The sequence below is a fragment of the Antrihabitans spumae genome (assembly GCF_043944905.1).
Taxonomy (GTDB): Bacteria; Actinomycetota; Actinomycetes; order Mycobacteriales; family Mycobacteriaceae; genus Antrihabitans; species Antrihabitans spumae.
Genome location: NZ_JBIMSN010000034.1, coordinates 1 through 26,690 on the forward strand (window position 1 = coordinate 1; position 26,690 = coordinate 26,690).

Genomic DNA, 26,690 nt, shown 5'->3' on the forward strand with positions numbered 1-26,690 from the left:
CCCCATTTTCACCCCAGCAGCGCGTCCGGAGGGCACCTTTAACTCACGAGCGGCGTAGCCGCCTATCCTTCACGGATCTTGGCGAGGCTGACGAAGATCGGCTGATCTGCATCGATGACGACGCCGAGTCGCTTCAGATGCGAGTCGATGATTCCCCAGATCAAGGGCGTCACCACAACGACGAAATTGTCCTTGTCCAGCGGATCCCCGGCCGGTGTCGACTCCAACCAATAGTCGGCCGACGCGAGCATCGCCCCAACCGCGGCGTAAATCGCCAATTCCATTCCGGACGTCTCGACCTCGACGGACTTCAATACCGCTTCGGCGATGCTGACCATCTTGCGTGCGACATCCCGCCCGATGTCGAGCGGAAACCCGGTGCCCTCGCCGCCGTACTGCGACCGACCACGGGCGAGAAATCGAAAGACCCCAGGATGTTCGGCGACCACGTCGGTGAATGCGCGAATCGTTTCCCCGAGCGTCGTCTCCGGAGAGCTCAGTACAAAGTTGAAGTCGGGCCGAATCCGCCGAAATATGTCGTCAGCCATCCGCTGCGCGACGGCGCGGTAGAGGTCGTCCTTGTCCGCGAAGTAGCGATACAACCGCGGTTTGCTCGTATTCGCCTCGCGCGCAATGTCGTCCATGCTCGGATCCGGACCTTGCGCGTCGATCAGACGATATGCCGCGTCGACGAACTCGTCTCGAACGCTCGTTTGGCCGTCCTCGGCCGACCTCGACTCGGTCACTACAGTTCGCCTCCGCGTCTTCTCATTTGAGGTCGATACTTTGCGACCGATACTGCCACGCTCTGCACGGGTGAGTGTTACCGCGGCATAAAGCCTGACGCGAGGCGCGCGTTGCCTCCGTCCCACTTGACACAGCGCCAAGAAGGCGCGATTCTCAGGTTGGTTGTACCGCAAGTAACGCTTATTGTTTCCGAAGGTACGGCGTCCTGCCTCACCGCCGAGGTTGGAATCGATCCCGACAGGATGACAATGAAGTTGATCCGTCTCGCTCCCGATGCGCGCGACCGCACCGCACCCCGCCGATCGACCGTCCGCAGCGGTCCGATCGAGCTGGCTGTCTTCGAGTACGGACCTCGCGACCCGAGCACCGAAACAGTCGTCCTGATTCCTGGCTGGCCCGACACCCATCACCTGTGGAACGCCGTCGCGCCACTGCTCGCCGACCGTTTTCACGTCGTTGCCTACGACGTCCGCGGCCACGGTGAATCGACCGACCCAGCCGACGTAGCCGACTTCGCGCTTGCCGAACTCGCCAAGGATCTGTTCGCTGTCATCGACGCGGTCAGCCCGGCTCGTCCCGTCCATGTAGTCGCCCACGACTGGGGTTCGGTGACCGCATGGGACGCAGTGTGCGAACCCGACGCCGAGAGCAGGATCGCTTCCTTCACCTCGATCTCCGGACCGAACCTCGATCACCTTGGCAAATGGGTCCGCGATCGGCTGTCCAATCCGACGCTGCGCAATCTGTGGGGCCCGATCAGCCAGTTGCTCTCGTCCGCCTACACGGGGTTCTTCAAGTTGCCCGTCGTTCCCGACGCTTTCTTCCGAGTTGCAGGCACCGAGCGCGTATGGACCCAGGCCCTGCGAATCATGGAAGCCATGCCGAACGAGCATCTCGAATTCTCCGAGACGCTGCGCGCGGACATGATCAGCGGTCTGCGGTACTACCGCGCCAACATCGTCGAGCGCCTGCTGCACCCGCGCGACCGCCACACCGAGGTTCCCGTCCAGCTGATCGTCAACACAAGAGACGTCGCAGTCCGTCCCGCAGGTTACGACGACACCGGCAAGTGGGTCGCTGACCTCCGCCGCGTCGACGTGGCAGCCGGGCACTGGTTGCCCTACTCCCGACCCGAGCTGGTCGCGGAGCTAGCAACGACGTTCATCGACTCGCTCACCGCATCCGGTACAGACGCCACGAAGGAGTCCCTGTGAAACTGCTCGGTCGCGATACCGTCGCCACACCAGACAAGTCCATCACCGACCCCGGCAAGGTCGACCTGCATGCCCGCAACGTCACGTTCGACTGGGCGGACACCCCGTTGCACTGGATGCCGGACGAGCCGACCGCATCGCATCTGATCAGCGCACTCACCCTGCTGCTCCCCGAGGGCGAGCGGATGTTCTGCGCAACGTTCACCGAGGCGTTGCCGCTGATCAAGGACCAGAAGCTGCGTGAGGATGTGCTCGGCTTCATCGGCCAGGAGTCGATGCACGCCGAAACGCACGACAAGGTGATCTGGGAGTTCCTCGCCGCGCACGACATCGACGCCCGCAGCTTCGTCGACCACGTCGAGTACCTGTTCCGCAGAATCATCGGGCCTCGTCCCGGCATCCGTCCTGCAGCGCAGCAGCAGTACCTCGTCGAGCGGCTTGCCGTCATATCCGGCCTCGAGCACATGTTCGCCTTCCTCGGCGACTGGATCATCAATGCCGACCTGGAGAAGTTCGGCGGCGAACCCCGCATGCTCGACCTCTACCGGTGGCACGGCGCCGAGGAAGTCGAGCATCGCCACGTTGCCCATGACGTCGCCGAATACTTCGAGGTCGGCTACTTCCGTCGCAACACGACAATGGTCCTCGGTGTGGCAAGCCTGCTCATCTTCGTGGTCAGGGGCACGAAATACCTGACCAACGAAGATCCGTCGATGGACAACCCCGGCTACGCAAAGACGCTGGCGCGTGTGTTCGGTGCGATGTACCGCGGCGCGCTTCCCACGCTTCCGATGATCGGCAAGAGCCTTCTCCTCTGCCTCAAGCCCGGCTACTCACCCGAGTCGGTCGGCAACACGGCACAGGCCCTTGCCTACCTGGCCAAATCGCCCGCCGCACGGGCTGCGGCGTCTTGACCGGTTATCGACCGGCACCCAAGGTCGTGCCGCCCAATCTGTACGGGCGGCGCGACCGTGACCTGACGATCCGGTTCTACGACAAGTTCATCGGCGGCTACGTAGGCTGGTCGATGTTGATCCATCGGCGCGCGGTCAAATCTCGCGTCGACGACAACACGACGACCATGGTGATCCTCGAAAAGCGAGTCGAGGCGCAGGACGAGAACGTCATAAGCCTGATTCTCGCTGCACCGGACGATCGCGAACTGCTGCCATGGCACCCCGGCGCACATCTCGATCTGCGGCTGCCCTCGGGTCGACAACGGCAGTACTCGCTGTGCGGTGATCCCGCGGATCGGCGGCGCTATCGATTTGCTGTGCGTCGCATACCCGACGGCAACGGCGGCTCGATAGAGATACACGACGAACTGCAGGTCGGATCCGAGATCAAGGTTCGTGGACCCCACAACGGATTCGGTTTCGTCGCACCCGGTTACGGGTCACCGGCCAAGCATCTGCATTTCGTCGCAGGCGGTATCGGGATCACGCCGATTCTGCCGATGGCTCGACTGGCACAACGACTGCAACTCGACTGGACGATGACCTACACGGGTCGCAGTCGTGATTCGCTGCCGTTTCTCGACGAGTTCGCCGAATTCGGGGACCGGGTAACCATCCGGACCGACGACGAGCACGGTCTGCCTGACCCCAAAGAGCTGCTGAACGACGTCCGACCGAACACCGCGATCTACACCTGCGGTCCGGTCCCGATGATCGGCGGGATGCTCGACGTCCTACGCAACAACCCTGAGGTCGAGTTCCACTACGAACGCTTCTCGGCGCCACCGGTCGTCGACGGCACCGCTTTCGAAGTGGAGTTGGCGCGAACCGGCGAAACCTTAGAGGTGCCCGCCGATCGAACCGTACTCGAGGTGGTCCGACAGAAGCGGCCCAACATCGCGTACTCGTGCCAGCAGGGGTTCTGCCGTACGTGCATCGTTCGGGTGTTGAAGGGCACGGTCGATCACCGCGACACCGCGCTCATCGACGAGGACCGCGATCGCGGCGACATGCTTGTCTGTGTTTCCCGTGCGGCAGGCGATCGACTCGTGCTCGATCTCTGATCAGTGCGTGTTGGCGTTCTGCACTTGTGTGACAAGCCCCTGTGCAACAACCGAATTCACGATCGCCGGATCCGCGCCCAACCCCGTCATCAGATTGATCAGTGCCGGGACCAGGATGCGCTCGGCGGCCTCGCGCCCTGACCCGAAGTAGCCCGCGGTGTGCAGCATCAGGACGCCGTGCAGCGTGCTCCACAGCTGCGCGGCTACGTTCGTCGCGTCGTCGGCGACGATCTGGCCTGCAGCAATCGCTCGTCCGGTCGCCTCGATGATCTCGTCGAAGGTGTACTTGCCCGCGCTGAGTTCGTCGGGCGTGTTCGGTCGGTAGCCGCCGAGCGAGGCGCTGCCGAACATCACCGCGTAGAGATGCGGATTCGCCAGTGCATTGGTTACGTATGCGCGCGACAGCCCCGCGAGGTCGGCGACTGGGTTGTCGGTCCGCTCGACATCGTCGAAGAGGTCGGACAACCGGGCGAAACCCTCGTCGACAACGGCATCGACGAGGTCGCCTATCGAGCCGAAATGTGTGTAGACGGCCATGGTCGTCGCACCTGCCTCGGCGGCGGTCCGCCGCGTGGTCAGCGCGCTCGGACCCTCCACTGCCAGCAGTTTTGCCGCAGCTTCGAGTAGCCGAGAACGCATCTCGGGGTCGGCTCGGCGCTTGCTCATATCGGTCGCTCTCGTGTTGTAGACGCTGCAATAACGCAATGGTATAACAGTTGTTATACGTTTGCCGTCGAACCGACAGGACCACCCTATGCACCCGTTCCGCGCCGCAGTCGAAGCCAAGCAGTGGGACGCGCTTCCGCAACTCCTCGCCGAGGACGTCGTCTTCCGCAGCCCCATCGCGCACAAGCCGTACCACGGCCGGGACACGGTCGGAGCGATTCTCAGCGCTGTCTCCAATGTCTTCGAGGACCTCACCTACGCCAAGGAAATCGGCGGCGAGGGCGACGCTGATCACGCGCTTGTCTTCAACGCGAAGGTCGGCGTACTGGACATCCAGGGCTGCGACTTCCTGCACACCCGCGAAGACGGACAGATCGACGAATTCACCGTTATGCTCCGGCCGCTCAAGGCCGTCACCCTCTTCGCCGAGAAGATGTCCATACAGTTCGCCGCGGCGATGGAACAGATGGCGCAGGCACACGCAGCTGCAGAGGCAGCAAAGTGACCGATGTGCTTGCCGGCAAAACGGCCTTCATCAGCGGCGGTAGTCGTGGCATCGGTCTGGAGATTGCACGCACGCTCGCACGTGCGGGCGCGAACATCGCCATGATCGCCAAGACCGACACCCCGAACCCCAAGCTGCCCGGCACAATTCACGACGCCGCAGACGAGCTGCGAGCGTTGGGCGCCGACGTCCTTCCGATCGTCGGCGACATTCGCGACGACGATCGCGTAGCCGAAGCCGTTGCCCAGACCGTGCAGAAATTCGGTGGCCTCGACCTGTGCATCAACAATGCGAGCGCGCTCAATCTGGCTGATATCGGTTCGCTGCCCATGAAGCGGTTCGACCTGATCCAGTCGGTGAATGTACGTGGGACCTTCGTCGTCACGCAGGCGTGCCTGCCGCACCTTCGCAAATCCGAGCACGCACGTGTGCTGACGCTGTCGCCGCCGCTGAACCTCGACCCCACCTGGTTCGCGCCGTCGGCGTACACCGTCTCCAAGTACGGCATGAGCATCGTCACGCTCGGCGTCGCGCAGACCGAACGTGCGAACGGCGTTGCGGCGAACTGCCTTTGGCCGCTGACCGCCATCGCGACCGCTGCGGTCCAGAACCTGCTCGGCGGCGACGAAGGAGTCGCGCATTCGCGCACACCGCAGATCGTCGCCGACGCGGCAGCCATCATGTTGGGCCGCGACGTCGATTACACAGGCAACACCGCGATCGTCGAAGACGTCCTCGCCGAAGAAGGCATCACCGACCTGTCTGCATACAGCCACAAGCCGGGGCAGACCTCGTTCGCACCGGACTTCTTCATCGATCCGAAGCGCCTGTCCGACGACGACAGCTCAGCCGAAGCCCTGAAGATGCTGTACGACCTGTAGCGGTATCAGCGCCCGCTGCCGATCGGCAGACCGATGATCATCGAAAGTGCGGTTGCAACGAACGGCGGCAACTCCGCTGCGACACCAGGCTCGAGAAGTGTGCTCGGCACCGTCCGGATGTCGCAACCGGACGGTGTCGGCGCACCGGGAGCCAGCCGCTCCTTCAGCCACTTGAACGCTGCCGGTCCGCCGGTGGCAACCACGGTGCCGTGGGTGGTGAAGATCTGCGGCGCAGGGTTGGGTGGCAACTCTTCACGGCGATAGGTCACCGCGGCACCTCGTGCGCAGTAGCCGTTGACCAGCTTGTCCGTCCCGACGATCGGCGCGACTTCTTCGGTGACGCCGTTGTAGACATATACCGGCGCTGTCGGGGTCCGATCGGTGACACCGCGGGCATCGATCTCTCGACGCAACACCGGGTTGGCGAGGACGACGTCGATCGGGGCAGTCAGGAAGTTCTCGTAACGAATCCAGATGTTGCTCAACACATTCTGCGAAGCGCAGTGATTGCGAGTCTCGTCGATGACTGCCTTGCCCTGCGGGGTCAGATATTTCGCAAGTTCGGTTTCGAACTCCGGAGAATCCTTGCCGATCGCCGACAGTGCGAGCGGAATGAGTCCGCCGAGCAGCGCTCCGTTCACCGACCTGAGCGACGCTTCGAGATCGCGCTCCGGCGCACCGAAGGCCGCGCCCTTGATGTTCAGCTCGGGAGCGTAGGTCGGCTGCTCTTCGACTGCCAAACTGCTGGCGATCGCACCACCGGAGTAGCCCCAGAGTGCGGTCGGCGTCGCGGCGCCCGATAACCCGAGCGGACCGAAATTCTCCGCTGCCCGAATCCCGTCCAGCACGGCGAACCCGGGCTGCCGCGGCGTGAGGAAGCGGTTGTCGATGCCACCGTGGTCCGGCATGGCGACGGCCCAGCCCTCGGCCAAACCACCTGCGGCAAAGGCAATCTCCGCGGCAGGGACGGGCAGGGTGATCGGACCGGCCGGGCTGCTGAAATCGATCGGCAGACCGTTGACAAGGCCGTACGACGGGTTGCAAATTCGCAGCGTCGAGTCGGTCGCGCCCTGATAGGACAGCAGTGGCCGCGGCTTGGCAGGACCTTCGGGGATCATCACGGTGGTGACTGCGGCATCGGGCGCGCCGTTCGCATCGGCCGTTCGGTACAGCAGCTGCCAGGCTTGCACCCTGATCGGGAACAACTGGAACGCTTTGACCGGGACAGGCCTGCTTCTGATGATGTCGCCTGCCGCAAACGACGCGAGGTCGGACGGCCGATCGTAGAACGCATCTGCGGGCGGCGCAGGTTCTGCCGCCGCGCGTGGAACCTGGGCCACCGACAGCATCGTCGCTGCCGCTACGAAGGCGACGACAATTGCGATAACACGCGCCGCCCAACGCCGCTGATCGTCGATGACTAGAGCTGCACCCCACTGTGACATGGACAACATCCAATCACACGTGAACTTCTGCTCGGCCCCTTTCGGTGGCAGCGGAAAGAAGTAGCTGGTTCGTTCCTGATACTCCGGATATCCCGGGCGTTTCGACATCGATTTCTCCAAAAGCCGCGCACCCGTCGCAAAGATCAGGAAATACGTCATAACGATGGGCGACAGAATCGTCAGCACACCCGGCCACGCGCTGGCCGCGATCAGCCACACGCCCCACCACACGCAGGCGTCGCCGAAGTAGTTGGGGTGCCGGGTCCAGGACCAGAGGCCACGATCCATGATCGTGCCCTTGTTCGCCGGATCGGCTTTGAAGCGATTGAGCTGCTCGTCGCCGATGGCCTCGAACAGCAAGCCGACGAACCACACGACCAGACCCGCGACGAAGACGAACCGCCAAGGTCCCGTCGTCGGACCCGCGGCCGCCGATACCTGCAACGGCAACGACACGAACCACTGCGCAGCAGCCTGGGTGAGGAAGATCTTGCGAACGATTGTGCCGGGTCCGCCGCCTGGTCGGTCCAACAGGTCGCGATAGCGCGGATCCTCGCCTTTGCCAACGGATTTGCGATGGACGTGCCAGGCCAGCCGGAGTCCCCAGATCGCGGCTAGGACCAACAACAACCAGCGCCGGGACGAATCACCGTCGCCGAGTATCGCCGCAACGGCCGCGACGACGACGAAACCGATGCCCCAGGTGACGTCGACGACGTTGTAACGCCCGATCTTTCGGCCGATCGCGAAGGTGACCGCCTGAAGGACCGCCAATGCCAGCAGTGAGACCAGAGCGATCAGCCCGAAACAGGCAGGCGAGAAGTTGTTCACACCGCACCGACGCCGATGTTGTCGCGGCGGACCGCCGGCCACGAAAGCTCGTCATCGGCAGCCGGTTTCACGGACAGAATTTGATCGACGCCCATCCGACCCTGCCGGAAGCTCAGGCCGCCGCCGACCAGATAAAGTCGCCACACTCGCGCCATTTCCACGCCGACCATGTCGACGACCTCGTCGAAATGCGATTCGAACGTCTTCAGCCATTCCTCGACCGTCCACACGTAGTGCTCGCGTAGGGCATGGACGTCGCGGACCTCGAGGCCGGCTCGTTCGATGTAGCCGACCGTCTCGCCGACAGGACGCATAGTCATGTCGGGAGCGATGAACGATTCGATGAAAGGTCCGCCGCCCGGATGGGGTCCGCTGCGCGACATCTGCTGCACGAGTACACGCGCACCCGGCGCGGCGTTGTCGTACAACACTTTTGCGTAGACGGCGTAATTCTTCTCCCCGACGTGCTCGCCCATTTCCAACGACGCGACGGCATCGAACTGCTCGCCGGTGATCTCGCGGTAGTCCTGTAACCGAATCTCGACCCGATCACCGAGTCCGCGTTCAGCAATTCGTTTGTCGATGAACGCCTTCTGCTCACGGGAGATGGTGATTCCGACAACCTTGGCGTCGTAGTGCTGCGCGGCATGCAGACTCAGCGAGCCCCAGCCACAGCCGACGTCGAGCATCGTCATCCCAGGCCGACCCAAACCGATCTTGTTGCATACAAGATCGAGCTTGTCGAGCTGCGCCTCCGCTATCCCGTACGCCGGATCTTGCGGCGCCCCAGGCGCATTACGGGTGAAGTACGCACACGAGTACGCCATCGCCGGATCGAGTATCAAGGCATAGAAGTCGTTGGACAGGTCGTAGTGATGACTGATGGCTGCGCGGTCGCGAAGCGCACTGTGCAGTCGACCTTTGACGTGGGCTTGCGTCGCGGGCGGGGCCGGCCTTGCGCCGAACGATCCGAGCTTCACGGCGACCCGCAGCAGCCTCGCATACGTAGCTAGCGACGGCCGGATGCCGGTGAGGTCGCGTTCGGCAACGACGTTCCATACATGTCGCAGTGCCGCATCCAGATCACCGTCGACGTCGAGCGCTCCGGTGACATACGCCTGCGATGCACCCAATTCTCCTGGGCTCCATAGCATTGCGCGCAGCGCCTCGGGTCCACGCAACACCACGTGCGGTGCGTCGAGCGGGCCGGCCGTACTACCGTCCCAGCCGGTCAGCCGTACCGGAAGTTCACCACGGACGATCGGCCGTAACGCTCGTTCGAGTTCGGCGGCAACAGTCATCGGACAACCTCGTCACGATGCAGGACGATCTGCTGCACGTCGAGATACCCCGACCTGAAACCGGCTTCGGAATACGCGAGATAGAACTTCCACATTCGCCGGAAGGTTTCGTCGAAGCCGAGCGCCTCGGCGTCCGCGGTCGCCGAACCGAATCGCTCCTGCCACAGTCGCAACGTCTCCGCGTAGTGCGCGCCCATACGTAATCGCTCGGCGACTCGCAGCGAGGTGTGTTCCGACGCAACCGTTTCGATCGCCTCGACCGACGGGAGGAAGCCGCCGGGGAAAATGTACTTCTGCACCCACGTGTACGTCTTCTTGGTTGCAAGCATCCGGTCGTGCGGCATGGTGATGGCCTGCAGCGCGACACGGCCACCGGGAGCGAGCAACTCGTCGAGCGCCCCGAAGTACGTCTGCCAATGCTGGTGCCCCACAGCCTCGATCATCTCGACCGAGACGATCGCATCGTAGGAGCCTTCGATCTCGCGATAGTCCATCAGGTCGATGTGCACCGAATCGCCGTGTCCCGCAGAGTCGACGCGCTTGCGTGCCAACTCCTGCTGCTCGCGCGACAACGTGACCGACCTGACGATCGCACCCCGTGCGGCAGCCCTGATGCACAACTCGCCCCAGCCGGTGCCGATTTCCAGTAGGCGCGTACCCCGCTGCACACCAACTGCATCGAGGAGACGGTCGATCTTGTTGTGCTGCGCCTGCTCCAACTGTTCCCACGTCGCCGGTGGGCACGGCTGGTCGACTCGCAACAGCTCGACGCCGCGCTCCACGCCGTCCGCGACGGGTTCGCTGAACAGCGCCGCCGAGTAGGTCATCGTAGGATCGAGAAACAGTCCGAACAGCTCGTTGGACAGGTCGTAGTGGCGCGAAATGTTCGATCGGGCATTCTCTTCCGAGCCGTGCTCGGTCGCGGGTGGGTTCGCGACGAACAGTCCACGCAGCCGTTGCAACGGGCGCGGAACGAGCCTGGCCATTTTCGTCGCAAACGCGGTGAGTACCGCCGCAGGATCGGGTGAGGTCCAGTCACCGACCATGTAGGCCTCGCCGAAGCCGATCAAACCGCGCGTGCCCATTCGCTCGGCGAAGGCGTCGGGGCGCCGAATGATCATGCGTGGCAATATGTCCGAGCCGCCCTGTGCGCCGACCACGGTGCCGTCCGGATACTCGACACGGACCGGAAGCTTCTTTGCGGCCCTGCGGAACAATCGGTCCGCCCCACGGGTGTAGAGCCGACCGCGCAGGCCGGGCGGTCTGCGAACCAGATCGCCCCACGGCGGGGTACCTGCCGACGGTGTATTGCGGGAGGTTCCGTCGTCGACACTCTGACTACTCACTGCCCTACCTCCTGCGACTCCTTGGCACCGCGCGAGACGGCAACACGCGGAACAACGGGTAAACCGCGGGCCCACAACCAAATTCCTTGCTTCCGAATCCTGGCCGACACGACGAGCGGCGCCAGCGGTGTTCGCAATTGCGCACGGACCACAGTCCGCGTCGTGGCTGGTAGACGCCGACCGCGCATCGTGGCGACGAACGGTGCTCGACCGTCACGCCGCAGCGTGATGCGAACCGCGAGTTCAGCTTCCGGCTCGGGCACCGACATATCGTAGCGACCGTCGACCTCGTTGAATGGCGAGACATAAAACTGCTTGTCGGTCTGCGCCCGACCTGCCCCGTCGAGTTCGAGCAGATACGGGTGCCGCTCCCCATAGGTGTTGTGCACCTCGGCGATCACCCAGCGCAACACGCCGTCGTCGTCGCGACACCAGAACACACTCAGCGGATTGAACACATGGCCGAGTACGCGGGCGTTGAGTAGGGCCGTGATCCGGCCGCCACGGAAGGCGACGCCTTCGCTCGCGAGGAACGCCTCCACTCGGCCGCGGAGCGTGTCAGGCCCGAGGTAGTCGTCGCCGACAGGCGCTTCGAAATGATCGACGGCGCGGAACTTCGCGAACGGACGCAACCAGAGCGGCAGCCGTGGCAACTCGTCGAGGTCGACGAACCAACTGTAACTACGGTATTCGAAAGAATGGCGGATCGGATCGAGGCGCGCGTGCCGAATCTGCGTCTCGAACAGCGCGGGCTTCATGACCGCACCACACGAAGAGACCTGGCGGGTGCCACGTCGGCACCGTCCTCCCATGACCCACCTAGGCGCTCGGCCGCGCGCAGTCCGGAAAGCGCGCCGTCCTCGTGAAACCCCCAGCCGTGGTACGCACCGGCGAAGGCCAGCGCATCCGAGGCGATCTCAGGCAGCCGCTGTTGTGCTACAACAGATTCCGGTGTGTAGATCGGGTGTCCGTACGTCATCTCGGAGATCACCGTCGCCGGATCGACGATACCTTCGCCACCGAGTGTGACGAGAAACCTTCGGCTGCTGCCGGTTTCGATTCTCATCAGCCTGGTCAGGTCGTAGGTGACGACAACACCGTCTGTCGGCTGGGCCGGAATCAGATAGTTCCAGGAAGCGCGAGCGCGAGGCGCGTCCGGTAGCACCGCTGTATCTGTATGCAGTAGTGCGCGATTCACCGAATACGGCATGGCTCCGAGCACACTCGATTGCAGCTCCGTCGGCTCGGCAAGCATTGCCAGGGCGTCGCGCGGATGTACCGCGACCACAACGGCATCGAAACTACGCACGGCTCCGGACCGGTCGGTGAGGTGCACGCCGTCAGGGCGCGAGTCGATCCGCTCGATGGCAACGCCGGTGCGGACCTCGTCGAGCCCAGCGGCGACCTTCTCGACGTAGTGCACCGAACCACCCGTCACAGTCCGCCAGGTCGGCGAGCCGAACACGGTCAGCATGCCGTGATGAGACAGAAAGCGGAACAGGTATCTCGCCGGGTAGTCGGCGGCGATCGCCGGATCGCACGACCACACCGCGGCAACCAGCGGCTTCACGAAATGCTCTAGGAAATAGTCGCTGAACCTGTGCGCCAGCAAGAAGTCTGCGAGCGTTTCGTCGGGATCGGTGTCGGCAGCGCCGTCGAGCAGCGCACGTGCGGCTCGGTGGAAGCGGGTGACCTCCCACAGCATCCGAAGATAACGACCGTTCGTTGCCAGCCGCGCCCGTGGGAACAATCCGCCGAGGCCTCTTGCGCCCGCATATTCGAGTCCGTCGATATCGGATCGCACGGACATCGACATGTCCGATTCCTGTGTCGCCACGTCCAGTTCGGCGAACAGCCGAAGCAGCGTCGGATACGTGCGATCGTTGTGGACGATGAAGCCGGTATCGATGTTCACATGAGTACCGTCGCCGAGTGGCGCTCGCTGGGTGTGTGCGTGTCCGCCGAGACGGTCGTCCGCTTCGAAAAGCGTCACGCGATCGCGTTTCGCGAGTACGTGCGCAGCAGTCAATCCTGCGACCCCGCTGCCGACGACGGCAACGTTGCGCCGCAGGCCGCTACCGGTCGCAGTCGATCCATTATGCATATCAACCTTTCGGAGCCGAACCACGTCGAGGACTGGTCCTCGAAAATCGTGTGGTCCGGAACACACCTATCCCGCGCCCGATCTGTTCCGAAGACATCCGATCGGTTTGGCACACTACTCTGGAGGTACCGGTGACGGCGTTCGGAAGACGACTTGTGTTCGGTCCCATCGCAATTGCTGCCCTCGTCCTCGGTTCAGGCATGTTCGGATCCGGTGTTGCGACCGCAGAGCCGGCACCGATCTGGCAGCCGCTCGCACCGATCGCCTCCCTCGATGTCAACCGTTACATGGGCACGTGGAATCAGATTGCGGCCGTTCCGCAACCGTTCAACCTGGAGTGCGCCCGCGACACCCAGGCCACGTACACCCTTCTCGACCCCGCGAACGTCAAAGTGGAGAACAGATGTACTACATGGACCGGCGGGGCGAGCGGCATAACCGGTAACGCGCGAGTGAACGATCCGGTAACCAATGCCCAACTGCACGTGAGCTTTCCGAATGTGCCGACACAGGGATCACCCGATGGCCCTACCAACTACATCGTCACCTACATCGCCGACGATTATTCGTGGGCGCTCGTCGGGGACCCCTTCCGCATCTCGGGGTTCGTGCTGTCCCGCGAACCCGTCGTGACGGACAGCGAATGGCGCAACATCCGGTTCGTCGTCGAGTCACGTGGGTACAACTCGTGTGTACTGCTGACGTCGCCGACGACAGCCGCGAACAACGACATCCGCCCGCTGTGCACGGTGTGACCGCGCAGGTAGCTACAGGAGATCTCTGATGGGTATCGAATTCGAGAGCACCATCGACTTCCCGCAATCCGTTGTTTTCGAATGGTTCTCGCGTCCGGGAGCGATGCCTCGCCTGATTCCCCCGTGGCAGCCCATGCGTGCGGTCACCGAGGCCACCTCCCTCGCCGACGGTCGCGCGGTGCTCGGCTTTCCCGGCGGTCTCCGTTGGATCGCCCAGCACGAGGCAGCAAGTTACGACCCTCCGAACCGCTTCGTCGACGTGCTGAGTTCGGATGGCATCGCGACCCTGCCGCCACGGGTGATCGGCAAGTGGCGCCACACCCACGAGTTCGCGCACGCAGGCCACGGTTCGACGCGCGTCATCGACCGCGTCGATACGCCGGTGCCGGCCTTTGCGCTGCGTTCGACCTTCGAATACCGGCATCGTCAACTCGTCGACGACCTCACCGCACACCAGCGTGCGACCGATCAAGGTGCGGTGCCGCTCACCGTCGCAATCACCGGGTCGTCCGGTCTGGTCGGTTCGGCTTTGGCCGCCTTTCTCACCACGGGTGGCCATCGCGTCGTTCGCCTGGTCAGGCGCTCGCCGACAGGTCCGGACGAACGTTTGTGGGACCCCGCAAATCCAGCGGCGGACCTCTTCGCCGACGTCGATGCGGTAGTTCATCTCGCTGGGGAGTCGATTGCCGGGCGATTCACAGAAGCGCACAAACGGACGCTTCGCGAGAGCCGCATCGACCCGACTCGCAAACTTGCCGCCGTTGCAGCGAAGTCGTCGAGCAAGCCGGTCTTCGTGACGGCGTCGGCGATCGGGTTCTACGGTCCCGACCGCGGTGACGAAGAACTGACCGAAGACAGCGAACGCGGTGACGGCTTCCTCGCCGATCTCGTCGAGGATTGGGAAAACGCAACGGCGCCCGCATCGGACGCCGGCCTGCGGGTAGTGCAGGTCCGTACCGGAATCGTGCAGACCCCTGCCGGCGGCACCTTGGCCCTGCTGCGGCCGCTGTTCGCGGCCGGCCTCGGCGGTCGTCTCGGGTCGGGTTCGCAGTGGTTGTCCTGGATCGGTCTCGACGACCTGCTCGACGTCTACTACCGCGCACTGTTCGACGAGCGGCTGCGTGGGGCGGTCAATGCCGTTGCGCCGCAGCCAGTTCGAAACACCGAGTACACGAAGGTGCTCGCGGGTGTACTACGCCGTCCTGCGGTACTCCCCGTGCCCGGTTTCGGCCCACGCCTGTTGCTCGGCAGACAGGGTGCCGAAGAACTTGCCGAGGCCGACCAGCGGGTGCTGCCGAGGAAGCTTGCGCAACTCGGCCACGAATTCCGGTACGCGGGGCTGGAAGAGACCCTGCGCCATCAGCTCGGCAAGAGCCGTTCGAGCGTCTGAGAGGTTTCGTTCTCGGATTCGATCAGCCGTTTGAGTTTGAGTAGGGCATCCCTTTTTCTCGCCTTGATCGCAGGCAGACCGACACCGAGTAGACGCGCGGTTTCGTGCTGGGTGAAGCCGTCGTAGTACGTGGCAACAAGCGCTTGGCGTTGCAGGGCGGTAAGTTCGTCGAGCCGATTTTCGAAGGCGTCGCTCGACATCCGTGAGATGACGGTGCACACCACCGGATCGTCGTAGTCGCGGCGATGATCCAGTCGCGCTGCAAGACTTTCCCGGTCGGTCCTCGATTGTTCTGAGCGAACACGGTCGATCGCCCGGCGATGGGCGAGGGTGAGCAGCCACGCAAGCGGTGAGCCACGCAGCGGATCGAACGTGTCTGCCTTGTTCCAGACTTCGAGAAAAACCTCTTGGGTGATCTCCTCGGCGTGGCTGCCGTCGCGCAGCACCCTGACAGCCATTCCGTACACGCGGCCTGCCGTCGCACGATAGAGGTCTGCGAAGTTTCCGCAATCGCCGACAGCGATTCGTCGGAGCCATTCGGACAGACGCTGCGTTTCGTCGGCGCCGGTTGCCGCAACAGTTGCCATCTATGTCGTCTCCGAAATGGGTCGTCTCCGAAATGTGAAGTTTGGTGCGCACGGTGCGTCGCTACGTCCGATTCTGGCACTATTTTCGACATTGTGCATCGCTCGTGCATCGTTTTGGTATCTCATCTTGGTATCGCCTTCCGCCGAGCGGTGATCATGAGTCAAGATGGAGGTATCGAAACGAAACCGACAGCAACGGAGTCACCCGCGTACACGGTGCGCGCAGTGGCGGAGCGGATCGGCGTGCCAACGCCGACCCTGCGAAGTTGGAGTCAGCGATACGGAGTCGGTCCGCAGGGTCATCAGAGCGGGCGGCACCGCTACTACACCGAGGCCGACATCGCGATACTCGAGCAGATGGTTGCCCTCATGCGAGCGGGTGCCAGTCCGGGTAGTGCCGCGCGCGCAGCAACCGGCGGGCAAGCCCCCGCGCCTGATCTCGGCGACACCGGCGCGCTCATCGAGGCCGCTTTCCGTCTCGACACAGTTCGTCTGCTTCGGATGCTCGAGGAGCACGTTCGCCACTACGGCATCGTCGCTACCTGGGACCACCTGTGCAGGCCCGCGTTCGGCATCATTTCCGAACGGCAGTACAACGAGGGCGGCTGCATCGACGTCGAGCACCTGCTGTCTTGGACGATCGTGTCGACACTGCATCGAATGCCACAGCCGACGAAGCCCGATTCGGTTGTTCTGGTGTGCGCCGACGTGGAGTCGCACACGATGCCGCTCGAAGTACTTCGCGCGGCACTGTCAGAAGCAAACGTCAGCGCTCGCATGCTCGGATCGCTCCCCTCGTCGGCGCTTGCCGACGCACTCACTCGAACCGAGCTGCCGACAACGGTCGTAGTGTGGTCGATGAGCAGCACTCCCGAAGCGATCGAGATGGTGAACATCGGCCTGCGCAACGCTGCGAAAGTGTGGGTTGCCGGGCCAGGTTGGGACGATGTGGACCTGCGGTCCGACGTTTCCGTGCTCGGCAGTCTCGGCGAAGCCGTCGCGTTCATCCGCTAGGCCGCTCGAGTTCCACGTTGACGATCAGCGAGCCTTGATCTGCTCGTAGCGCGCCAGTGCCTCGAGCCTTTCCTCTTTGTGGTCCACGATCGGCTCCGGGTAACCGTTCGGACGCCCCGCCTTCAGCGTGTGCACCGCTTTGCCGTCGACCTCGCGCAGCTCGGGTATCCAGCGCCGCACGTATTCGCCGTCGGGGTCGAACTTCTCGCCCTGCGTAGTCGGATTGAAAACCCGGAAATAGGGTGCCGCATCCGTACCCGTTCCTGCAGTCCACTGCCAGCCGTGCTGATTCGATGCCAGATCCCCGTCGACAAGAAGGTCCATGAAGTGCTGCGCACCACGCCACCAGGGCAGGTGTAAATCCTTCGTCAAAAACGACGCCGTGATCATGCGAACACGGTTGTGCATCCACCCCTGCGCGCGCAGCTGCCGCATGCCCGCATCGACGATCGGAAATCCGGTTCGACCTTCGCGCCAGGCTTCGAACGCCTCGTCCGCCGCTGCACCGGTGTTGTAATCGATCCTGTCGAACTTCTTGTCGAGATTGTGTCGTGCCGACCGCGGATTGTGATGCAGCACGTCGGCGTAGAAATCCCGCCACGCGAGTTCACTTCGCAGCGTCGCCGAGCTCGCATCCTCACCCCGAACGTCGGCAAGCAGCGTGCGCGGATGCACGCAGCCGTACTTCAGGTACACCGACATCCGGCTCGTCGAATCGAGATCCGCGCGATTGCGCTCGCCGTCGTAGCGGGTCAGGTCGTTCGCCACAAACGACTGCCACTGCTCCAACGCGGCGGCCTCACCTGCTGCCGGCAACTCGGTGGTCCCCAGATCTTCGTCGTCCGGCACCTGGATTCGACCCTCGATGTCGTCCGGAGCGAGCCACTTCAGCGTCGACGCGTCGGTCTTCGCAGGCGCACGCCAGCCGTGGTCGTACCACGCCCGCCGAAAAGGTGTGAACACCTTGTAGGGCGTCCCGTCGTCCTTGCGGACTCTGCCAGGAGCTACCGCGTACGGCGATCCGGTCTCGACCAGGTCGACGTCACCGAGGCCTTTGCGGACCGCAGCATCGCGTCGGGCACCGTACGGTCCGAAGTCGGCACTGACATGGACGCTGTTCGCACCGACCGCCGACGCAACCTTCGGCACCAAGTCCGCCGGATCGCCCTCGACAACGACCAACGAGCCGTTCAACGCGTCGTCGAGCTCGCGCAGGCAGCGATAGAGAAAGGTCCGTCTGACAGCCCCCGCCGACCGCAGCAATCGATCGTCGAGGACGAACAACGCGACCGCACGCGCCGACATATCCGCCGCGCTCAGGAGCGTTGGCAGGTCGGTCAGCCGCAGATCTCGCCGGAACCAGACGATCGATGTCTCCATACGTCCGAGAGTAGGTGCCCATCCCTTAAGCCCGCTTTAAGTCGGGGGCAAGTCCGGTCGAGGAATCTCGTCCCATGCACATCGCCACCTACCCGGCATACGCGCCGGGTCACATCGCCGCACTTCTTCCCGACGACGGCAGTGGCCGCGCGTTCCAGCTGCTGGTTGGCACGAACGTGGTTGGCCGCGGCCTCGATACCGCCTTTCGCCTCGCCGATCCGGGGGTCTCTCGACTGCACTTCGACATTCGCTGGGATGGCCACAACGCGGTGCTCGTCGACCTCGGATCCTCCAACGGAACCACAGTCAACGGCATCCGCATCGACACCAGCTGGCAGCTGGTGCACGGCGATCAGATCAGGGTCGGCAGCACACTCGTCTACTTCAACGTGGGCTGACGCACGGGGGTCCTGATGCACCGACCGGTGCGCACCTCCATGGACATGATTCGATGACCTGATGACGCTCTCACCGCAGACGTCCGGACGCCTCGCCGCCGCCGTCCTGGTCGGCATCGCCGGCTTCCAGGCTGCTCTTGCCGCTGGGGCGCCGCTCGGGGCGGCGGCCTACGGAGGTGCTCACCCTGGAACTGTGCCCAACCGACTCCGGGCGGTCAGCGCCGCGGCAGTCCCGATTTACCTCGGCCTGGCAGCGGTTGCGGTCGGCGCGGTCGGAACGCCCCGCGTCCGCGACGTGGTGACGCGGGTCGGCGCGGTGGGGCTTGCCCTCGGCGTTCCGATCAACCTGGCCTCGCCTTCGCTGCCGGAGCGCACGATTTGGCCGCCGGTCGCCGCCGCCGGTGCAGTCCTCCTTTGGCGCGCTGCGCCGCGGGCGAGCCTCGAAGGCAAGGCCGCGCCGGCCTCCAGCTGACATCGCGAGCGAGGTGATCAGCCGAGGGTGGCAGCACCGAAGGAGACATCGAAGCGGTCACACCAGATACTGACGCTGGTGAGGCCGTCGATATCGACGCCGGCGGGTACGACGTAGTTGGAACTGCCGATATTGCCTTTGAGCTCGCCGAGATCTTCGTAGCGGCCGTCATCGAACACACGCCAGCCCGCGGTGCCGTCGACGACGGGGGCGTCGGTGAGGAACACCTTCAGCAGTGGGCCGTTGCTCGTATCGAGGTTTTCGATCCGTAGCACGCGGGTGCCGTCGGACAGCTCGAGCAACTCGACCGAACCGGTCGTCGTGTGTTCGTGACTGATGAACGATCCCGCTGCGAGCACCACGGGCTCTGCGCTCGGTCGGCCGTCGGTCTGCGAAACGGTCGGCAAGGCCTCGTCGACGGTCTGATCGACGACGAGTTTCCACGGTTCCAGCCAAAACGCGGCTACCGCGATCGCGACGGCCACAACTCCAAGCACAGAGAGGATGATGGGCCGCTTCAGAAATGGGCGGCGTGCGGTTCGAGTGTTCATAGGAAGTCCAGTGTGTGAGTGCGCCGAATTCGTTACAGCCGTCCCTACATTCGATCCGTCGGGAACAGCGCGATGAAGGCGAACGCGAATCCGAGCATCCCGATCGCAATGAGTGCAAGCACCAACGAGAAGTCGGTGACCCCCTCGGTCCGTGTGGTGGTCGGGCTTTTGTCGTCGAAGTTCGTCATGAGACAAAGAATCGGCCGACCCCCTTAGCGACCCCTTATCGTCGGCTTAACCCACCTCTCGCAGCGGTTCGCGCAGGTAGCGGTCGCCATTACCTCTCGGGTAATCGCCGTGCTACCGCATCGGTTCTAGCGTCGCCTCATGAGAAATCGACAGCCGAAGAAGACGACCACACATCCGCATCGAATGCTGCGTGCGGTGCTCCGAGCCGACCGGTCCGGCTCCGCGTGGGCGATCGGCCTCGCACTCGCCATTGCTCCGGCGATGATCCTGTTCGATCCGCTACGCGACATGGTGTGGTTGGTTCGCATCGGAGTCATCGGACTCGCGCTGTGGCTTGCTGCGCTCGGGGTGCTGATGGCGTGGGGACTGACACGCTCGGTGGTACGCGGTGAGGAGCTTCCGAACGACTGGTGGATGTCGATGATCGATCCCCGCTGACCTCTGATTTGAACCGGTCCGGGCCAGGTCGGACCCATTCGGGGTGCCGCATCGGCTGCTATCGTTGCAGGACGTTTCGTTGGGGGGTCGTCGCGCGGGTTTGCGACTCCAACTCTGGAGTACGACGCAAACAGGGAGGAAGATGCGATGATCAACGGTATGAGTGACGTGTCCGAGGCCGGGGCCGACGACGGCCTGCGCGCCAAAGAAATGGTCGTCGGGTCGGTAACCCACGACGCCATCGAACGTTGGATCACCGAGCGCGAGAACGCCGGCCGAACGATCGATCTGTACGAGCGCGACGCCGTCAAAGACCTCGCTCGATTCATTCGCAATCAGCTTCTTGCCGAGGGCCTCGCCTGATCCCTTCACCGGGACAGGTTCACCGCTGCAACTATCTGGGTACGCCTGTAAGAAGCCCCGGACAGGGCGCTTCGAGGAGGCAAAACGTATGGATACCTGGGTCATTGTTGCAATAGTTGCGGTTGTACTCATCGCACTGATCGTCGCGGTTGCGGTAGTCGCGGCACGGAAACGTCCCGCTCGGCGACGCGCGGAAGCCGAAGAGATCAGGCAGCGCGCGTTCGAGGAAAGCTCTGCGATCGAGCAGCAGCGCGCCGAGGCTGCCGAGAAGCATGCCGGTGCAGTCCGGATGCGTGCCGAAGCCGAGCAGCGTGCGGCGGAGGCAGCACGGCTGGAGCGCGAAGCTCGCGAGCAGTCAGCAGCGACAGCCGACGCGCGTCAGAAGGTCGACAAGCAGTGGCAGCGCGCCGACAAGCTCGACCCGCGTACCGACCGCGATTCGGTCGCGCAGGGTCCGATCAACGCGCAGGGTCCGATCAACGCGCAGGGTCCGATCGATCAGCCGGTTGCACATCCGAACGACCAGCCAGGCGTCCGCCCGAACGACCAGTCGGGCATGGGCAGGACCAACCGCAACAACTGATCGAGGGAGAATCCGCTGGGGTCGGCCAACTAAGCTGAGGCCATGACCACCAGCGGTTTTCTGTCGCAGATCCTCGGTGCGTCGTCCGACGACGGCGATCCCGCGATCCTCGATGGCGCATTGGCAGCTTTTCTCGACTTCGGCATAAAGCGAACGAGCATGGGCGAAATCGCAAAGCGGTCGGGGGTAAGCCCGGCGACGTTGTATCGCCGGTACGCCAGTAAGACAGCGGTCGTCGAGGCCGTCGGTCTACGCGAGGCGCAACGGTTCGTCACCGCTGTGGACAGTCGCGTAGACCGAAGCGCACCCGTCGAGGTTCAGGTGGCCGCCGGATTTTCGTCGTTCGTGGCAATACTGTCCGGCAATCTGCTGCTGCGACGGTTGTTGATCACCGAGCCCGACGTGCTGCTGCCCTATCTGACGACCAACGGCGGACCGCTGCTCGCGCTCGGTCGCGCCTACCTGGCGGACTACATCGGCGAATTGCAGGGCAATGCCAAGCTGCGCGAGTTCGACACCGAGCAGGTCGCCGAGATCCTTGCCCGATTGGCCTTGTCGCTTGCTCTGACACCGGACGGAATCATTCCAGTCGAGGACGAAAAAGCAGCCCAAGAGTTTGCTCTGGCCCACATCGCCACGCTTTTGCGCATACCGTCCACATAACAATTTCGCGCAGCCTTTCGTTATCGTTCCGCAACCAGTCGCGGCGAGGTGCGTCGCAGGCGCTGGCACACTGAGGCACATGGTCATAGCTGCGGCAACACTCGGCTGGGCGGCTGTTTCCGTCCCTGTCGCACTGCTGCTCGGGCGCCTTTTCGGCAACGACGGTCGGCAAGACTCGCGCCCGATTTGAGTTGCTACGGGGGTTTTCGACCACACCGACGACCCCATCGTTAGCTGCGCTATCAAAACTTTCGCCTCTCCCCGACCCCACAATCTTGCTAATATTCCGGCGTTTTGTGCTGTCGTCGCACCGGTCGCGGCCGAAAAGGCAGGGCTCCTTACGCGCAGACTTCGTACGCGCAGACTTCGAGATGAGGCACCGAGGTGAAGAAGACCAGTTCGATCGTGTTAACCGCTCTCGTGAGCGTCACTGCGTCGCTGGTGGTTCTCGCACCTCATGCGGCCGCAAATCCCAACGCGATCAATCCCATTCCCGTCATCAACGGCACCAACGGTCTGCCGCAATTGCACGGCAGAACCCGAGCGGTGTTCCAGGCGACAGGTCTGGCGAGTCCTAACAACACGGCGAGCTACAACGTTCTCGGTACCGACCTCGGCATCATGTGGGACAACGGCGGCGGCGAGATGCTCACAGCCTTCGGAGACACCGCCGGCCTCGGCTTTCCGAACCTGCTGGCAGGCAGCATCTGGGCGTGGCGAAGCAACATCCTCGTCCGCAGCCACGATCGGAATCCAGCTGACGGCATCTTCTACGACAGTGTCGCGCGCGACATCTTCGGCCAAGCCAAAGATCTCGTGCCGAGCCCCAAGATCCCGTTCATCGAAATCAGTCGCATCCCGACCGCAGGCGTTTCCGTCAACGGTGTCCAGTACCTGAGCCTGATGTCGGTCAAGACCTGGGATCAACCCGGACAATGGACCACCAATTTCGCCGGCCTAGCCGCATCCGGCGACAATGGCGAGAACCGGGGCGATCTGCCGCAGACGCATCGTCCGGCCGAAGCAGGCAACCGGAACTTCCAGATGAACGCGTTTTTGAAGGACGGCGGTTTCGTCTACGTCTACGGCACACCGCCCGGACGAAACAATCTTGCCCACGTAGCCCGTGTTCGCGAGAACGACATCGCCAATCTCGCCGAGTACGAATATTGGACCGGCAGCGAATGGAAAAAGGACGACGTCAACGCAGCCGCCCCGATCACGGGTGGGGTCGGCGAGCTGTCCGTTCAGTACAACCAGTTCCTCGGCCAATACATCATGTTGTCGACCGATCCCTGGAACTCGGTGGTCATGATGCGTGCACCGTCACCGCAGGGGCCGTGGAGTCCGCCCGAAGTCCTGATCGACACCCGGGAGCTGCCGACCGCCTACGCCCCGTCGCTCTACCCGTACCAAACCGGGTCCGATCTCTATTTCCTCACCACCATTCACAACCAGTACAACGTGGTGTTGATGAAGACATCGCTCGGCTGAGTGGACGCCAAGGACTGGGACGATCGGTACGCGCAGGCCGATCTTGTCTGGGGTGCACCGCCGAACTCGCTGGTCGTCCAGCAGGTATGGCCGCTGCAGCGTGGTCGGGCACTCGATCTGGCGTGCGGAGAGGGTCGCAACGCTATTTGGTTGGCCGTCACGGGGTGGCGTGTCACTGCCGTCGACTTCTCCCGCGTCGCGCTCGACAAGGGTGCGACGGTTGCGGCGCGGTCGCCACGGTCGGTTCGTGAGCGGATCGAGTGGGTAAGAGCCGATGTCACCGATGCGCAGTTCGACAGCGACTACGACCTGGTCCTGCTCGTCTTTCTGCACCTGCCCGCCGACGAGCGCGCGGCAGTTCTGACGGCGTCGATCGACGCTTTGACGCCTGGCGGGACACTGATCGTCCTCGGCCACGACTCGAACAACATCACCTCCGGCGTCGGCGGACCGCAGGATCCGGCGATTCTGTTCAGCCCGGACGACGTCGTCGCAGAGTTGGGCAATCGAGCCGACATTCGCGTCGCCGAACGACGCCTACGCGAAACTCCTGCGGGCGACGCCATCGATGCGCTGGTCGTCGCAACGAAGCTCTGAACGACCTACTCGCTCCAGCGCAGCAGCCAAGGCTCGACCACCTCGCCGATGACGGCTGCACTCTTCTTCAACGCGTGCGTCTCACCTGCGAGTACGTGGACAAGGGCGGCGTCGGCGGGATCGGGAACGCCGAACGGATCGCGATCTCCGTTGAGGACGACGACGTCGGTCCCAGCTCCGCGTAGTTCCTCGACCCGCGACTTTTCGGGTTGCCCAGGCGGATGCAGCGGAAATGCCAGTGCGATGACGCCGACCGCACCCAGCGCGGGTGCGGTCCGACACGCGACGCGGGCACCGTTGCTGCGCCCGCCGAGTATCAGCGGGACCTTCTTGAAGCGCCTGCGCAGATCGGCGACGATTTCGAGCCATGCCGCGTCCTGCCGAACGGCAGATCCGGGTGCCCGGCCACCCGCCACGCGGTACGGCTGCAACACGCGGGCGACCGACCCGCCGAGTTCGACTGCCTTCCGTCGGACTGCGAGCAGGTCCGGCGCATCGACTCCACCCGCCGCGCCATGGGTCAGGACGACCAGAAATCGGGGATTCGTACGGCCGTCGATCCAGACCTGGGCTTCGCCCGCTGCCGTCGGGATAGCCAACTGCCGCAATCTCGTTCGCCCGGGTTCCATGTTTCGACGGTATGTCATTGCGCCGCCAAACGTGAGGGTTCCTCACGATCTGAGGCCGGGATCCGTTGTTCGCCTTTGGATTTCACACGATCGCGGCGTGTGTGCAACGCATCACACAATGGACTCGAACTCTTGGTCGTTGTCCGTATCCGGGCGTATCATCGACTCTAAGTTACTGGTGAGTACACCGCCATGGTGTAGGAGCTGGAGCCACACGGGCGGGACTGGGTTGACCAGACCGCACCCCTGACTCAATGGAGAGCGAAGAACGATGGGCCACTACAAGAGCAACGTACGGGACCTCGAATTCAACCTGTTCGAGGTACTTGGACTCGGCGAGACCCTCGAAACGGGCGCGTACGGGGACTTGGACGCAGATACCGCTCGCGAAATGCTGAGCGAAGTTCGCAAGCTTGCCGAAGGACCGATCGCTGCGTCCTTCGCCGAGGCCGACCGCAATCCTCCGGTGTTCGATCCCGAGACGCATACGGTCAAGATTCCCGAAGCATTCAAGAAGTCGTACCGGGCCTACGCCGACGGCGGCTGGGATCGCCTCGGCATCGACGAAGAGCTCGGCGGCACGAACGTTCCTCGCATCCTGTACTGGGCGATCGCAGAAATGATCCTCGGCGCCAACCCGGCCGTGTTCATGTACTCCGCAGGCCCCGGCTTCGCCAACATCTTCTACGACAATGCGACCGACGAGCAGAAGGGCTGGGCCAAGATCGCGGCCGAGCGCAACTGGGGCGCGACGATGGTCCTCACCGAGCCCGACGCCGGTTCCGACGTCGGCGCAGGCCGCACGAAGGCCATCAAGCAGGACGACGGCTCGTGGCACATCGAAGGTGTCAAGCGCTTCATCACCTCTGCTGATGCCGACGACATGTTCGAGAACACCTTCCACCTGGTGCTCGCTCGCCCCGAAGGCGCCGGACCCGGCACCAAGGGCCTGAGCCTGTACTTCGTTCCGAAGTTCCACTTCGATTTCGAGACCGGCGAACTCGGCGAGCGCAACGGCGCCTTCGTCACCAACGTCGAACACAAGATGGGCCTCAAGGTCTCGACTACGTGTGAGCTCACCTTCGGTGGCCACGGCATTCCTGCGAAGGGCTGGTTGGTCGGCGAGACCCCCAACGGCATCGCGCAGATGTTCGACGTCATCGAGCACGCTCGCATGATGGTCGGCACGAAGGCCATTGCGACGCTCTCGACCGGTTACCTCAACGCTCTCGACTACGCCAAGGAGCGCGTCCAGGGTGCCGATCTGACGCAGATGACCGACAAGGCAGCACCGCGCGTCACCATCACACATCACCCCGACGTTCGTCGCAGCCTGATGACGCAGAAGGCATACGCCGAGGGCCTGCGCGCGATCTACCTCTACACGGCAGCTCACCAGAACGAAGACACCGCTCTGCTGGTGTCGGGTGCCGACAAGGACACCGCGTTCCGCGTCAACGATCTGCTGCTCCCGATCGTCAAGGGTGTCGGCTCCGAGCAGGCCTACGGCAAGCTCACCGAGTCGCTGCAGACCTTCGGCGGGTCCGGCTTCCTGCAGGACTACCCGATCGAGCAGTACATCCGCGACGCGAAGATCGACAGCCTCTACGAAGGCACCACCGCGATCCAGGCGCAGGACTTCTTCTTCCGCAAGATCGCGCGTGACCGCGGCGTCGCTCTCGCGCACGTTGCCGGCCAGATCCAGAAGTTCATCGACAGCGAGGCAGGCAACGGTCGTCTCAAGGCGGAGCGTGCGCTGCTCGCCACCGCGCTCGAAGACGTTCAGGGTATGGCCGCGACGCTGACCGGACACCTCATGGGTGCCCAGCAGACCCCGTCGGAGCTGTACAAGGTCGGTCTCGGTTCGGTCCGCTTCCTGATGGCCGTCGGCGACCTCTTCATCGGCTGGCAGCTGCTTCGCCACGCCGAGGTTGCATTGAAGGCCCTCGACAACGGAGCCGATGCAGGCAAGGACAAGGCGTTCTACGAAGGCAAGATCGCAGTGGCTTCGTTCTTCGCGAAGAACATGCTGCCCGAGCTGACCGCAACGCGTAACGTCCTCAGCAACATCGAGAACGACATCATGGAGCTCGACGAAGCTGCGTTCTGATTCATTGCAGCAGCCCG

The 26,690-nt window shown here is 63.6% G+C and carries 29 protein-coding genes and 1 pseudogene; 17 read left to right on the plus strand and 13 right to left on the minus strand.

The window, feature by feature from the left end; translation table 11 throughout:
- Positions 1-62: 62 nt before the first annotated feature.
- Positions 63-746 (minus strand): TetR family transcriptional regulator, encoded by a 684-nt coding sequence (locus ACHIRB_RS08750; protein ID WP_395116246.1) that lies wholly within the window; start codon positions 744-746, stop codon positions 63-65.
- 249 nt (positions 747-995) lie between these two features.
- Here ACHIRB_RS08750 and ACHIRB_RS08755 point away from each other — a divergent pair, with 249 nt between their 5' ends.
- Genes ACHIRB_RS08755 through ACHIRB_RS08765 form a run of 3 tightly spaced genes read left to right on the plus strand, consistent with a single transcriptional unit; the run spans position 996 to position 3,981 of the window.
- Entirely contained in the window at positions 996-1,961 is a 966-nt protein-coding gene (locus tag ACHIRB_RS08755; RefSeq protein WP_395116244.1) for an alpha/beta fold hydrolase, read from the plus strand.
- Positions 1,958-2,875, plus strand: a complete 918-nt coding sequence (locus ACHIRB_RS08760; protein WP_395116242.1) for a metal-dependent hydrolase — start codon at positions 1,958-1,960, stop codon at positions 2,873-2,875. The genes ACHIRB_RS08755 and ACHIRB_RS08760 overlap by 4 nt, the downstream gene beginning before the upstream one ends.
- Positions 2,872-3,981, plus strand: a complete 1,110-nt coding sequence (locus tag ACHIRB_RS08765) for a PDR/VanB family oxidoreductase (RefSeq protein WP_395124568.1) — start codon at positions 2,872-2,874, stop codon at positions 3,979-3,981. The genes ACHIRB_RS08760 and ACHIRB_RS08765 overlap by 4 nt, the downstream gene beginning before the upstream one ends.
- Here ACHIRB_RS08765 and ACHIRB_RS08770 read toward each other — a convergent pair whose 3' ends face one another.
- Positions 3,982-4,647: a TetR/AcrR family transcriptional regulator gene (locus tag ACHIRB_RS08770; RefSeq protein ID WP_395116238.1), complete on the minus strand. Its 666-nt coding sequence runs from the start codon at positions 4,645-4,647 to the stop codon at positions 3,982-3,984.
- Between the two features lie 88 nt (positions 4,648-4,735).
- On the opposite strand from ACHIRB_RS08770, the gene ACHIRB_RS08775 reads away from it, so the two are divergent.
- Both ACHIRB_RS08775 and ACHIRB_RS08780 read left to right on the plus strand, forming a co-directional pair.
- Complete coding sequence (locus ACHIRB_RS08775; protein ID WP_395124569.1) at positions 4,736-5,152, plus strand: nuclear transport factor 2 family protein; 417 nt, start codon at positions 4,736-4,738, stop codon at positions 5,150-5,152.
- The gene (locus ACHIRB_RS08780; RefSeq protein WP_395124570.1) at positions 5,149-6,033 is read left to right on the plus strand and encodes an SDR family oxidoreductase; all 885 of its coding nucleotides are present in this window, start codon (positions 5,149-5,151) and stop codon (positions 6,031-6,033) included. The genes ACHIRB_RS08775 and ACHIRB_RS08780 overlap by 4 nt, the downstream gene beginning before the upstream one ends.
- Before the next feature lie 5 nt (positions 6,034-6,038).
- Here ACHIRB_RS08780 and ACHIRB_RS08785 read toward each other — a convergent pair whose 3' ends face one another.
- The 6 genes and pseudogenes from ACHIRB_RS08785 to ACHIRB_RS08810 form a co-directional block, all read right to left on the minus strand.
- Complete coding sequence (locus tag ACHIRB_RS08785; protein ID WP_395124626.1) at positions 6,039-7,487, minus strand: lipase family protein; 1,449 nt, start codon at positions 7,485-7,487, stop codon at positions 6,039-6,041.
- Positions 7,488-7,517: 30 nt separating this feature from the next.
- A pseudogene (locus tag ACHIRB_RS08790) lies at positions 7,518-8,309 on the minus strand (DUF1295 domain-containing protein); the annotation flags it as partial.
- On the minus strand, positions 8,306-9,610 hold the full coding sequence (locus ACHIRB_RS08795; protein ID WP_395116232.1) for a class I SAM-dependent methyltransferase: 1,305 nt from the start codon (positions 9,608-9,610) through the stop codon (positions 8,306-8,308). The gene ACHIRB_RS08795 and the pseudogene ACHIRB_RS08790, both read right to left, overlap by 4 nt.
- Positions 9,607-10,884, minus strand: a complete 1,278-nt coding sequence (locus ACHIRB_RS08800; RefSeq protein ID WP_395124627.1) for a class I SAM-dependent methyltransferase — start codon at positions 10,882-10,884, stop codon at positions 9,607-9,609. The genes ACHIRB_RS08795 and ACHIRB_RS08800 overlap by 4 nt, the downstream gene beginning before the upstream one ends.
- A 68-nt stretch (positions 10,885-10,952) precedes the next feature.
- Entirely contained in the window at positions 10,953-11,714 is a 762-nt protein-coding gene (locus ACHIRB_RS08805; protein WP_395116230.1) for a DUF1365 domain-containing protein, read from the minus strand.
- On the minus strand, positions 11,711-13,060 hold the full coding sequence (locus tag ACHIRB_RS08810) for an NAD(P)/FAD-dependent oxidoreductase (RefSeq protein ID WP_395124571.1): 1,350 nt from the start codon (positions 13,058-13,060) through the stop codon (positions 11,711-11,713). The genes ACHIRB_RS08805 and ACHIRB_RS08810 overlap by 4 nt, the downstream gene beginning before the upstream one ends.
- Before the next feature lie 200 nt (positions 13,061-13,260).
- On the opposite strand from ACHIRB_RS08810, the gene ACHIRB_RS08815 reads away from it, so the two are divergent.
- Positions 13,261-13,815 (plus strand): lipocalin family protein, encoded by a 555-nt coding sequence (locus ACHIRB_RS08815; protein ID WP_395116274.1) that lies wholly within the window; start codon positions 13,261-13,263, stop codon positions 13,813-13,815.
- Positions 13,816-13,843: 28 nt separating this feature from the next.
- Positions 13,844-15,205, plus strand: coding sequence for a TIGR01777 family oxidoreductase (locus ACHIRB_RS08820; RefSeq protein ID WP_395116226.1), 1,362 nt, complete (start codon positions 13,844-13,846; stop codon positions 15,203-15,205).
- Here ACHIRB_RS08820 and ACHIRB_RS08825 read toward each other — a convergent pair.
- Positions 15,175-15,792, minus strand: coding sequence for a sigma-70 family RNA polymerase sigma factor (locus tag ACHIRB_RS08825; RefSeq protein WP_395116224.1), 618 nt, complete (start codon positions 15,790-15,792; stop codon positions 15,175-15,177). The two genes, ACHIRB_RS08820 and ACHIRB_RS08825, sit on opposite strands and share 31 nt — an antisense overlap.
- Before the next feature lie 156 nt (positions 15,793-15,948).
- Between ACHIRB_RS08825 and ACHIRB_RS08830 the strand changes: the two genes are divergently transcribed.
- On the plus strand, positions 15,949-16,806 hold the full coding sequence (locus ACHIRB_RS08830) for a MerR family transcriptional regulator (protein ID WP_199704051.1): 858 nt from the start codon (positions 15,949-15,951) through the stop codon (positions 16,804-16,806).
- Between the two features lie 24 nt (positions 16,807-16,830).
- On the opposite strand, the gene ACHIRB_RS08835 is transcribed toward ACHIRB_RS08830, so the two are convergent.
- Positions 16,831-18,186 (minus strand): cryptochrome/photolyase family protein, encoded by a 1,356-nt coding sequence (locus tag ACHIRB_RS08835; protein WP_395124573.1) that lies wholly within the window; start codon positions 18,184-18,186, stop codon positions 16,831-16,833.
- A 74-nt stretch (positions 18,187-18,260) separates the two neighbouring features.
- On the opposite strand from ACHIRB_RS08835, the gene ACHIRB_RS08840 reads away from it, so the two are divergent.
- Together ACHIRB_RS08840 and ACHIRB_RS08845 are read left to right on the plus strand one after the other, a co-directional pair.
- Positions 18,261-18,584, plus strand: a complete 324-nt coding sequence (locus tag ACHIRB_RS08840; RefSeq protein WP_395124574.1) for an FHA domain-containing protein — start codon at positions 18,261-18,263, stop codon at positions 18,582-18,584.
- 61 nt (positions 18,585-18,645) lie between these two features.
- Positions 18,646-19,056 (plus strand): hypothetical protein, encoded by a 411-nt coding sequence (locus ACHIRB_RS08845; RefSeq protein ID WP_395124575.1) that lies wholly within the window; start codon positions 18,646-18,648, stop codon positions 19,054-19,056.
- 17 nt (positions 19,057-19,073) lie between these two features.
- Here the strand turns inward: ACHIRB_RS08845 and ACHIRB_RS08850 are convergent, their stop codons facing one another.
- Both ACHIRB_RS08850 and ACHIRB_RS08855 read right to left on the minus strand, forming a co-directional pair.
- A complete protein-coding gene (locus ACHIRB_RS08850; RefSeq protein WP_395114464.1) occupies positions 19,074-19,607 on the minus strand; it encodes a DM13 domain-containing protein in 534 nt (177 codons plus the stop codon).
- A 44-nt stretch (positions 19,608-19,651) separates the two neighbouring features.
- Entirely contained in the window at positions 19,652-19,795 is a 144-nt protein-coding gene (locus ACHIRB_RS08855; protein WP_199704046.1) for a hypothetical protein, read from the minus strand.
- 139 nt (positions 19,796-19,934) lie between these two features.
- Between ACHIRB_RS08855 and ACHIRB_RS08860 the strand changes: the two genes are divergently transcribed.
- From ACHIRB_RS08860 to ACHIRB_RS08885, 6 genes are all read left to right on the plus strand, one after another.
- A complete protein-coding gene (locus tag ACHIRB_RS08860; RefSeq protein ID WP_395114463.1) occupies positions 19,935-20,234 on the plus strand; it encodes a hypothetical protein in 300 nt (99 codons plus the stop codon).
- A gap of 147 nt (positions 20,235-20,381) precedes the next feature.
- A complete protein-coding gene (locus ACHIRB_RS08865; protein WP_395114461.1) occupies positions 20,382-20,597 on the plus strand; it encodes a hypothetical protein in 216 nt (71 codons plus the stop codon).
- A gap of 88 nt (positions 20,598-20,685) precedes the next feature.
- The gene (locus tag ACHIRB_RS08870) at positions 20,686-21,180 is read left to right on the plus strand and encodes a hypothetical protein (protein ID WP_395124576.1); all 495 of its coding nucleotides are present in this window, start codon (positions 20,686-20,688) and stop codon (positions 21,178-21,180) included.
- Positions 21,181-21,222: 42 nt separating this feature from the next.
- On the plus strand, positions 21,223-21,843 hold the full coding sequence (locus ACHIRB_RS08875; protein WP_395124577.1) for a TetR/AcrR family transcriptional regulator: 621 nt from the start codon (positions 21,223-21,225) through the stop codon (positions 21,841-21,843).
- A 384-nt stretch (positions 21,844-22,227) separates the two neighbouring features.
- Entirely contained in the window at positions 22,228-23,337 is a 1,110-nt protein-coding gene (locus ACHIRB_RS08880; protein ID WP_395124578.1) for a DUF4185 domain-containing protein, read from the plus strand.
- Positions 23,338-23,934 carry a class I SAM-dependent methyltransferase gene (locus ACHIRB_RS08885; protein WP_395124579.1) on the plus strand — a complete coding sequence of 199 codons (597 nt, stop codon included), beginning with the start codon at positions 23,338-23,340 and terminating at the stop codon, positions 23,932-23,934.
- 5 nt (positions 23,935-23,939) lie between these two features.
- Here ACHIRB_RS08885 and ACHIRB_RS08890 read toward each other — a convergent pair whose 3' ends face one another.
- Positions 23,940-24,563, minus strand: coding sequence for an alpha/beta hydrolase family protein (locus ACHIRB_RS08890; RefSeq protein WP_395124580.1), 624 nt, complete (start codon positions 24,561-24,563; stop codon positions 23,940-23,942).
- A gap of 271 nt (positions 24,564-24,834) precedes the next feature.
- On the opposite strand from ACHIRB_RS08890, the gene ACHIRB_RS08895 reads away from it, so the two are divergent.
- A complete protein-coding gene (locus ACHIRB_RS08895; protein ID WP_199704039.1) occupies positions 24,835-26,673 on the plus strand; it encodes an acyl-CoA dehydrogenase in 1,839 nt (612 codons plus the stop codon).
- Positions 26,674-26,690: the final 17 nt, after the last annotated feature.

Excerpts from the sequence above, each read along its gene's own strand:
- ACHIRB_RS08830 (WP_199704051.1), top strand. The coding sequence starts at position 15,949 with ATGAGTCAAGATGGAGGTATCGAAACGAAACCGACAGCAACGGAGTCA.
- ACHIRB_RS08865 (WP_395114461.1), top strand. The coding sequence starts at position 20,382 with ATGATCAACGGTATGAGTGACGTGTCCGAGGCCGGGGCCGACGACGGC.
- ACHIRB_RS08815 (WP_395116274.1), top strand. The coding sequence starts at position 13,261 with ATGTTCGGATCCGGTGTTGCGACCGCAGAGCCGGCACCGATCTGGCAG.
- ACHIRB_RS08795 (WP_395116232.1), bottom strand. The coding sequence starts at position 9,610 with ATGACTGTTGCCGCCGAACTCGAACGAGCGTTACGGCCGATCGTCCGT.
- ACHIRB_RS08870 (WP_395124576.1), top strand. The coding sequence starts at position 20,686 with ATGGATACCTGGGTCATTGTTGCAATAGTTGCGGTTGTACTCATCGCA.
- ACHIRB_RS08850 (WP_395114464.1), bottom strand. The coding sequence starts at position 19,607 with ATGAACACTCGAACCGCACGCCGCCCATTTCTGAAGCGGCCCATCATC.
- ACHIRB_RS08890 (WP_395124580.1), bottom strand. The coding sequence starts at position 24,563 with ATGGAACCCGGGCGAACGAGATTGCGGCAGTTGGCTATCCCGACGGCA.
- ACHIRB_RS08860 (WP_395114463.1), top strand. The coding sequence starts at position 19,935 with ATGAGAAATCGACAGCCGAAGAAGACGACCACACATCCGCATCGAATG.
- ACHIRB_RS08775 (WP_395124569.1), top strand. The coding sequence starts at position 4,736 with ATGCACCCGTTCCGCGCCGCAGTCGAAGCCAAGCAGTGGGACGCGCTT.
- ACHIRB_RS08835 (WP_395124573.1), bottom strand. The coding sequence starts at position 18,186 with ATGGAGACATCGATCGTCTGGTTCCGGCGAGATCTGCGGCTGACCGAC.
- ACHIRB_RS08755 (WP_395116244.1), top strand. The coding sequence starts at position 996 with ATGAAGTTGATCCGTCTCGCTCCCGATGCGCGCGACCGCACCGCACCC.
- ACHIRB_RS08785 (WP_395124626.1), bottom strand. The coding sequence starts at position 7,487 with ATGTTGTCCATGTCACAGTGGGGTGCAGCTCTAGTCATCGACGATCAG.
- ACHIRB_RS08805 (WP_395116230.1), bottom strand. The coding sequence starts at position 11,714 with ATGAAGCCCGCGCTGTTCGAGACGCAGATTCGGCACGCGCGCCTCGAT.
- ACHIRB_RS08820 (WP_395116226.1), top strand. The coding sequence starts at position 13,844 with ATGGGTATCGAATTCGAGAGCACCATCGACTTCCCGCAATCCGTTGTT.
- ACHIRB_RS08810 (WP_395124571.1), bottom strand. The coding sequence starts at position 13,060 with ATGCATAATGGATCGACTGCGACCGGTAGCGGCCTGCGGCGCAACGTT.
- ACHIRB_RS08875 (WP_395124577.1), top strand. The coding sequence starts at position 21,223 with ATGACCACCAGCGGTTTTCTGTCGCAGATCCTCGGTGCGTCGTCCGAC.
- ACHIRB_RS08840 (WP_395124574.1), top strand. The coding sequence starts at position 18,261 with ATGCACATCGCCACCTACCCGGCATACGCGCCGGGTCACATCGCCGCA.
- ACHIRB_RS08825 (WP_395116224.1), bottom strand. The coding sequence starts at position 15,792 with ATGGCAACTGTTGCGGCAACCGGCGCCGACGAAACGCAGCGTCTGTCC.
- ACHIRB_RS08895 (WP_199704039.1), top strand. The coding sequence starts at position 24,835 with ATGGGCCACTACAAGAGCAACGTACGGGACCTCGAATTCAACCTGTTC.
- ACHIRB_RS08855 (WP_199704046.1), bottom strand. The coding sequence starts at position 19,795 with ATGACGAACTTCGACGACAAAAGCCCGACCACCACACGGACCGAGGGG.
- ACHIRB_RS08845 (WP_395124575.1), top strand. The coding sequence starts at position 18,646 with ATGACGCTCTCACCGCAGACGTCCGGACGCCTCGCCGCCGCCGTCCTG.
- ACHIRB_RS08770 (WP_395116238.1), bottom strand. The coding sequence starts at position 4,647 with ATGAGCAAGCGCCGAGCCGACCCCGAGATGCGTTCTCGGCTACTCGAA.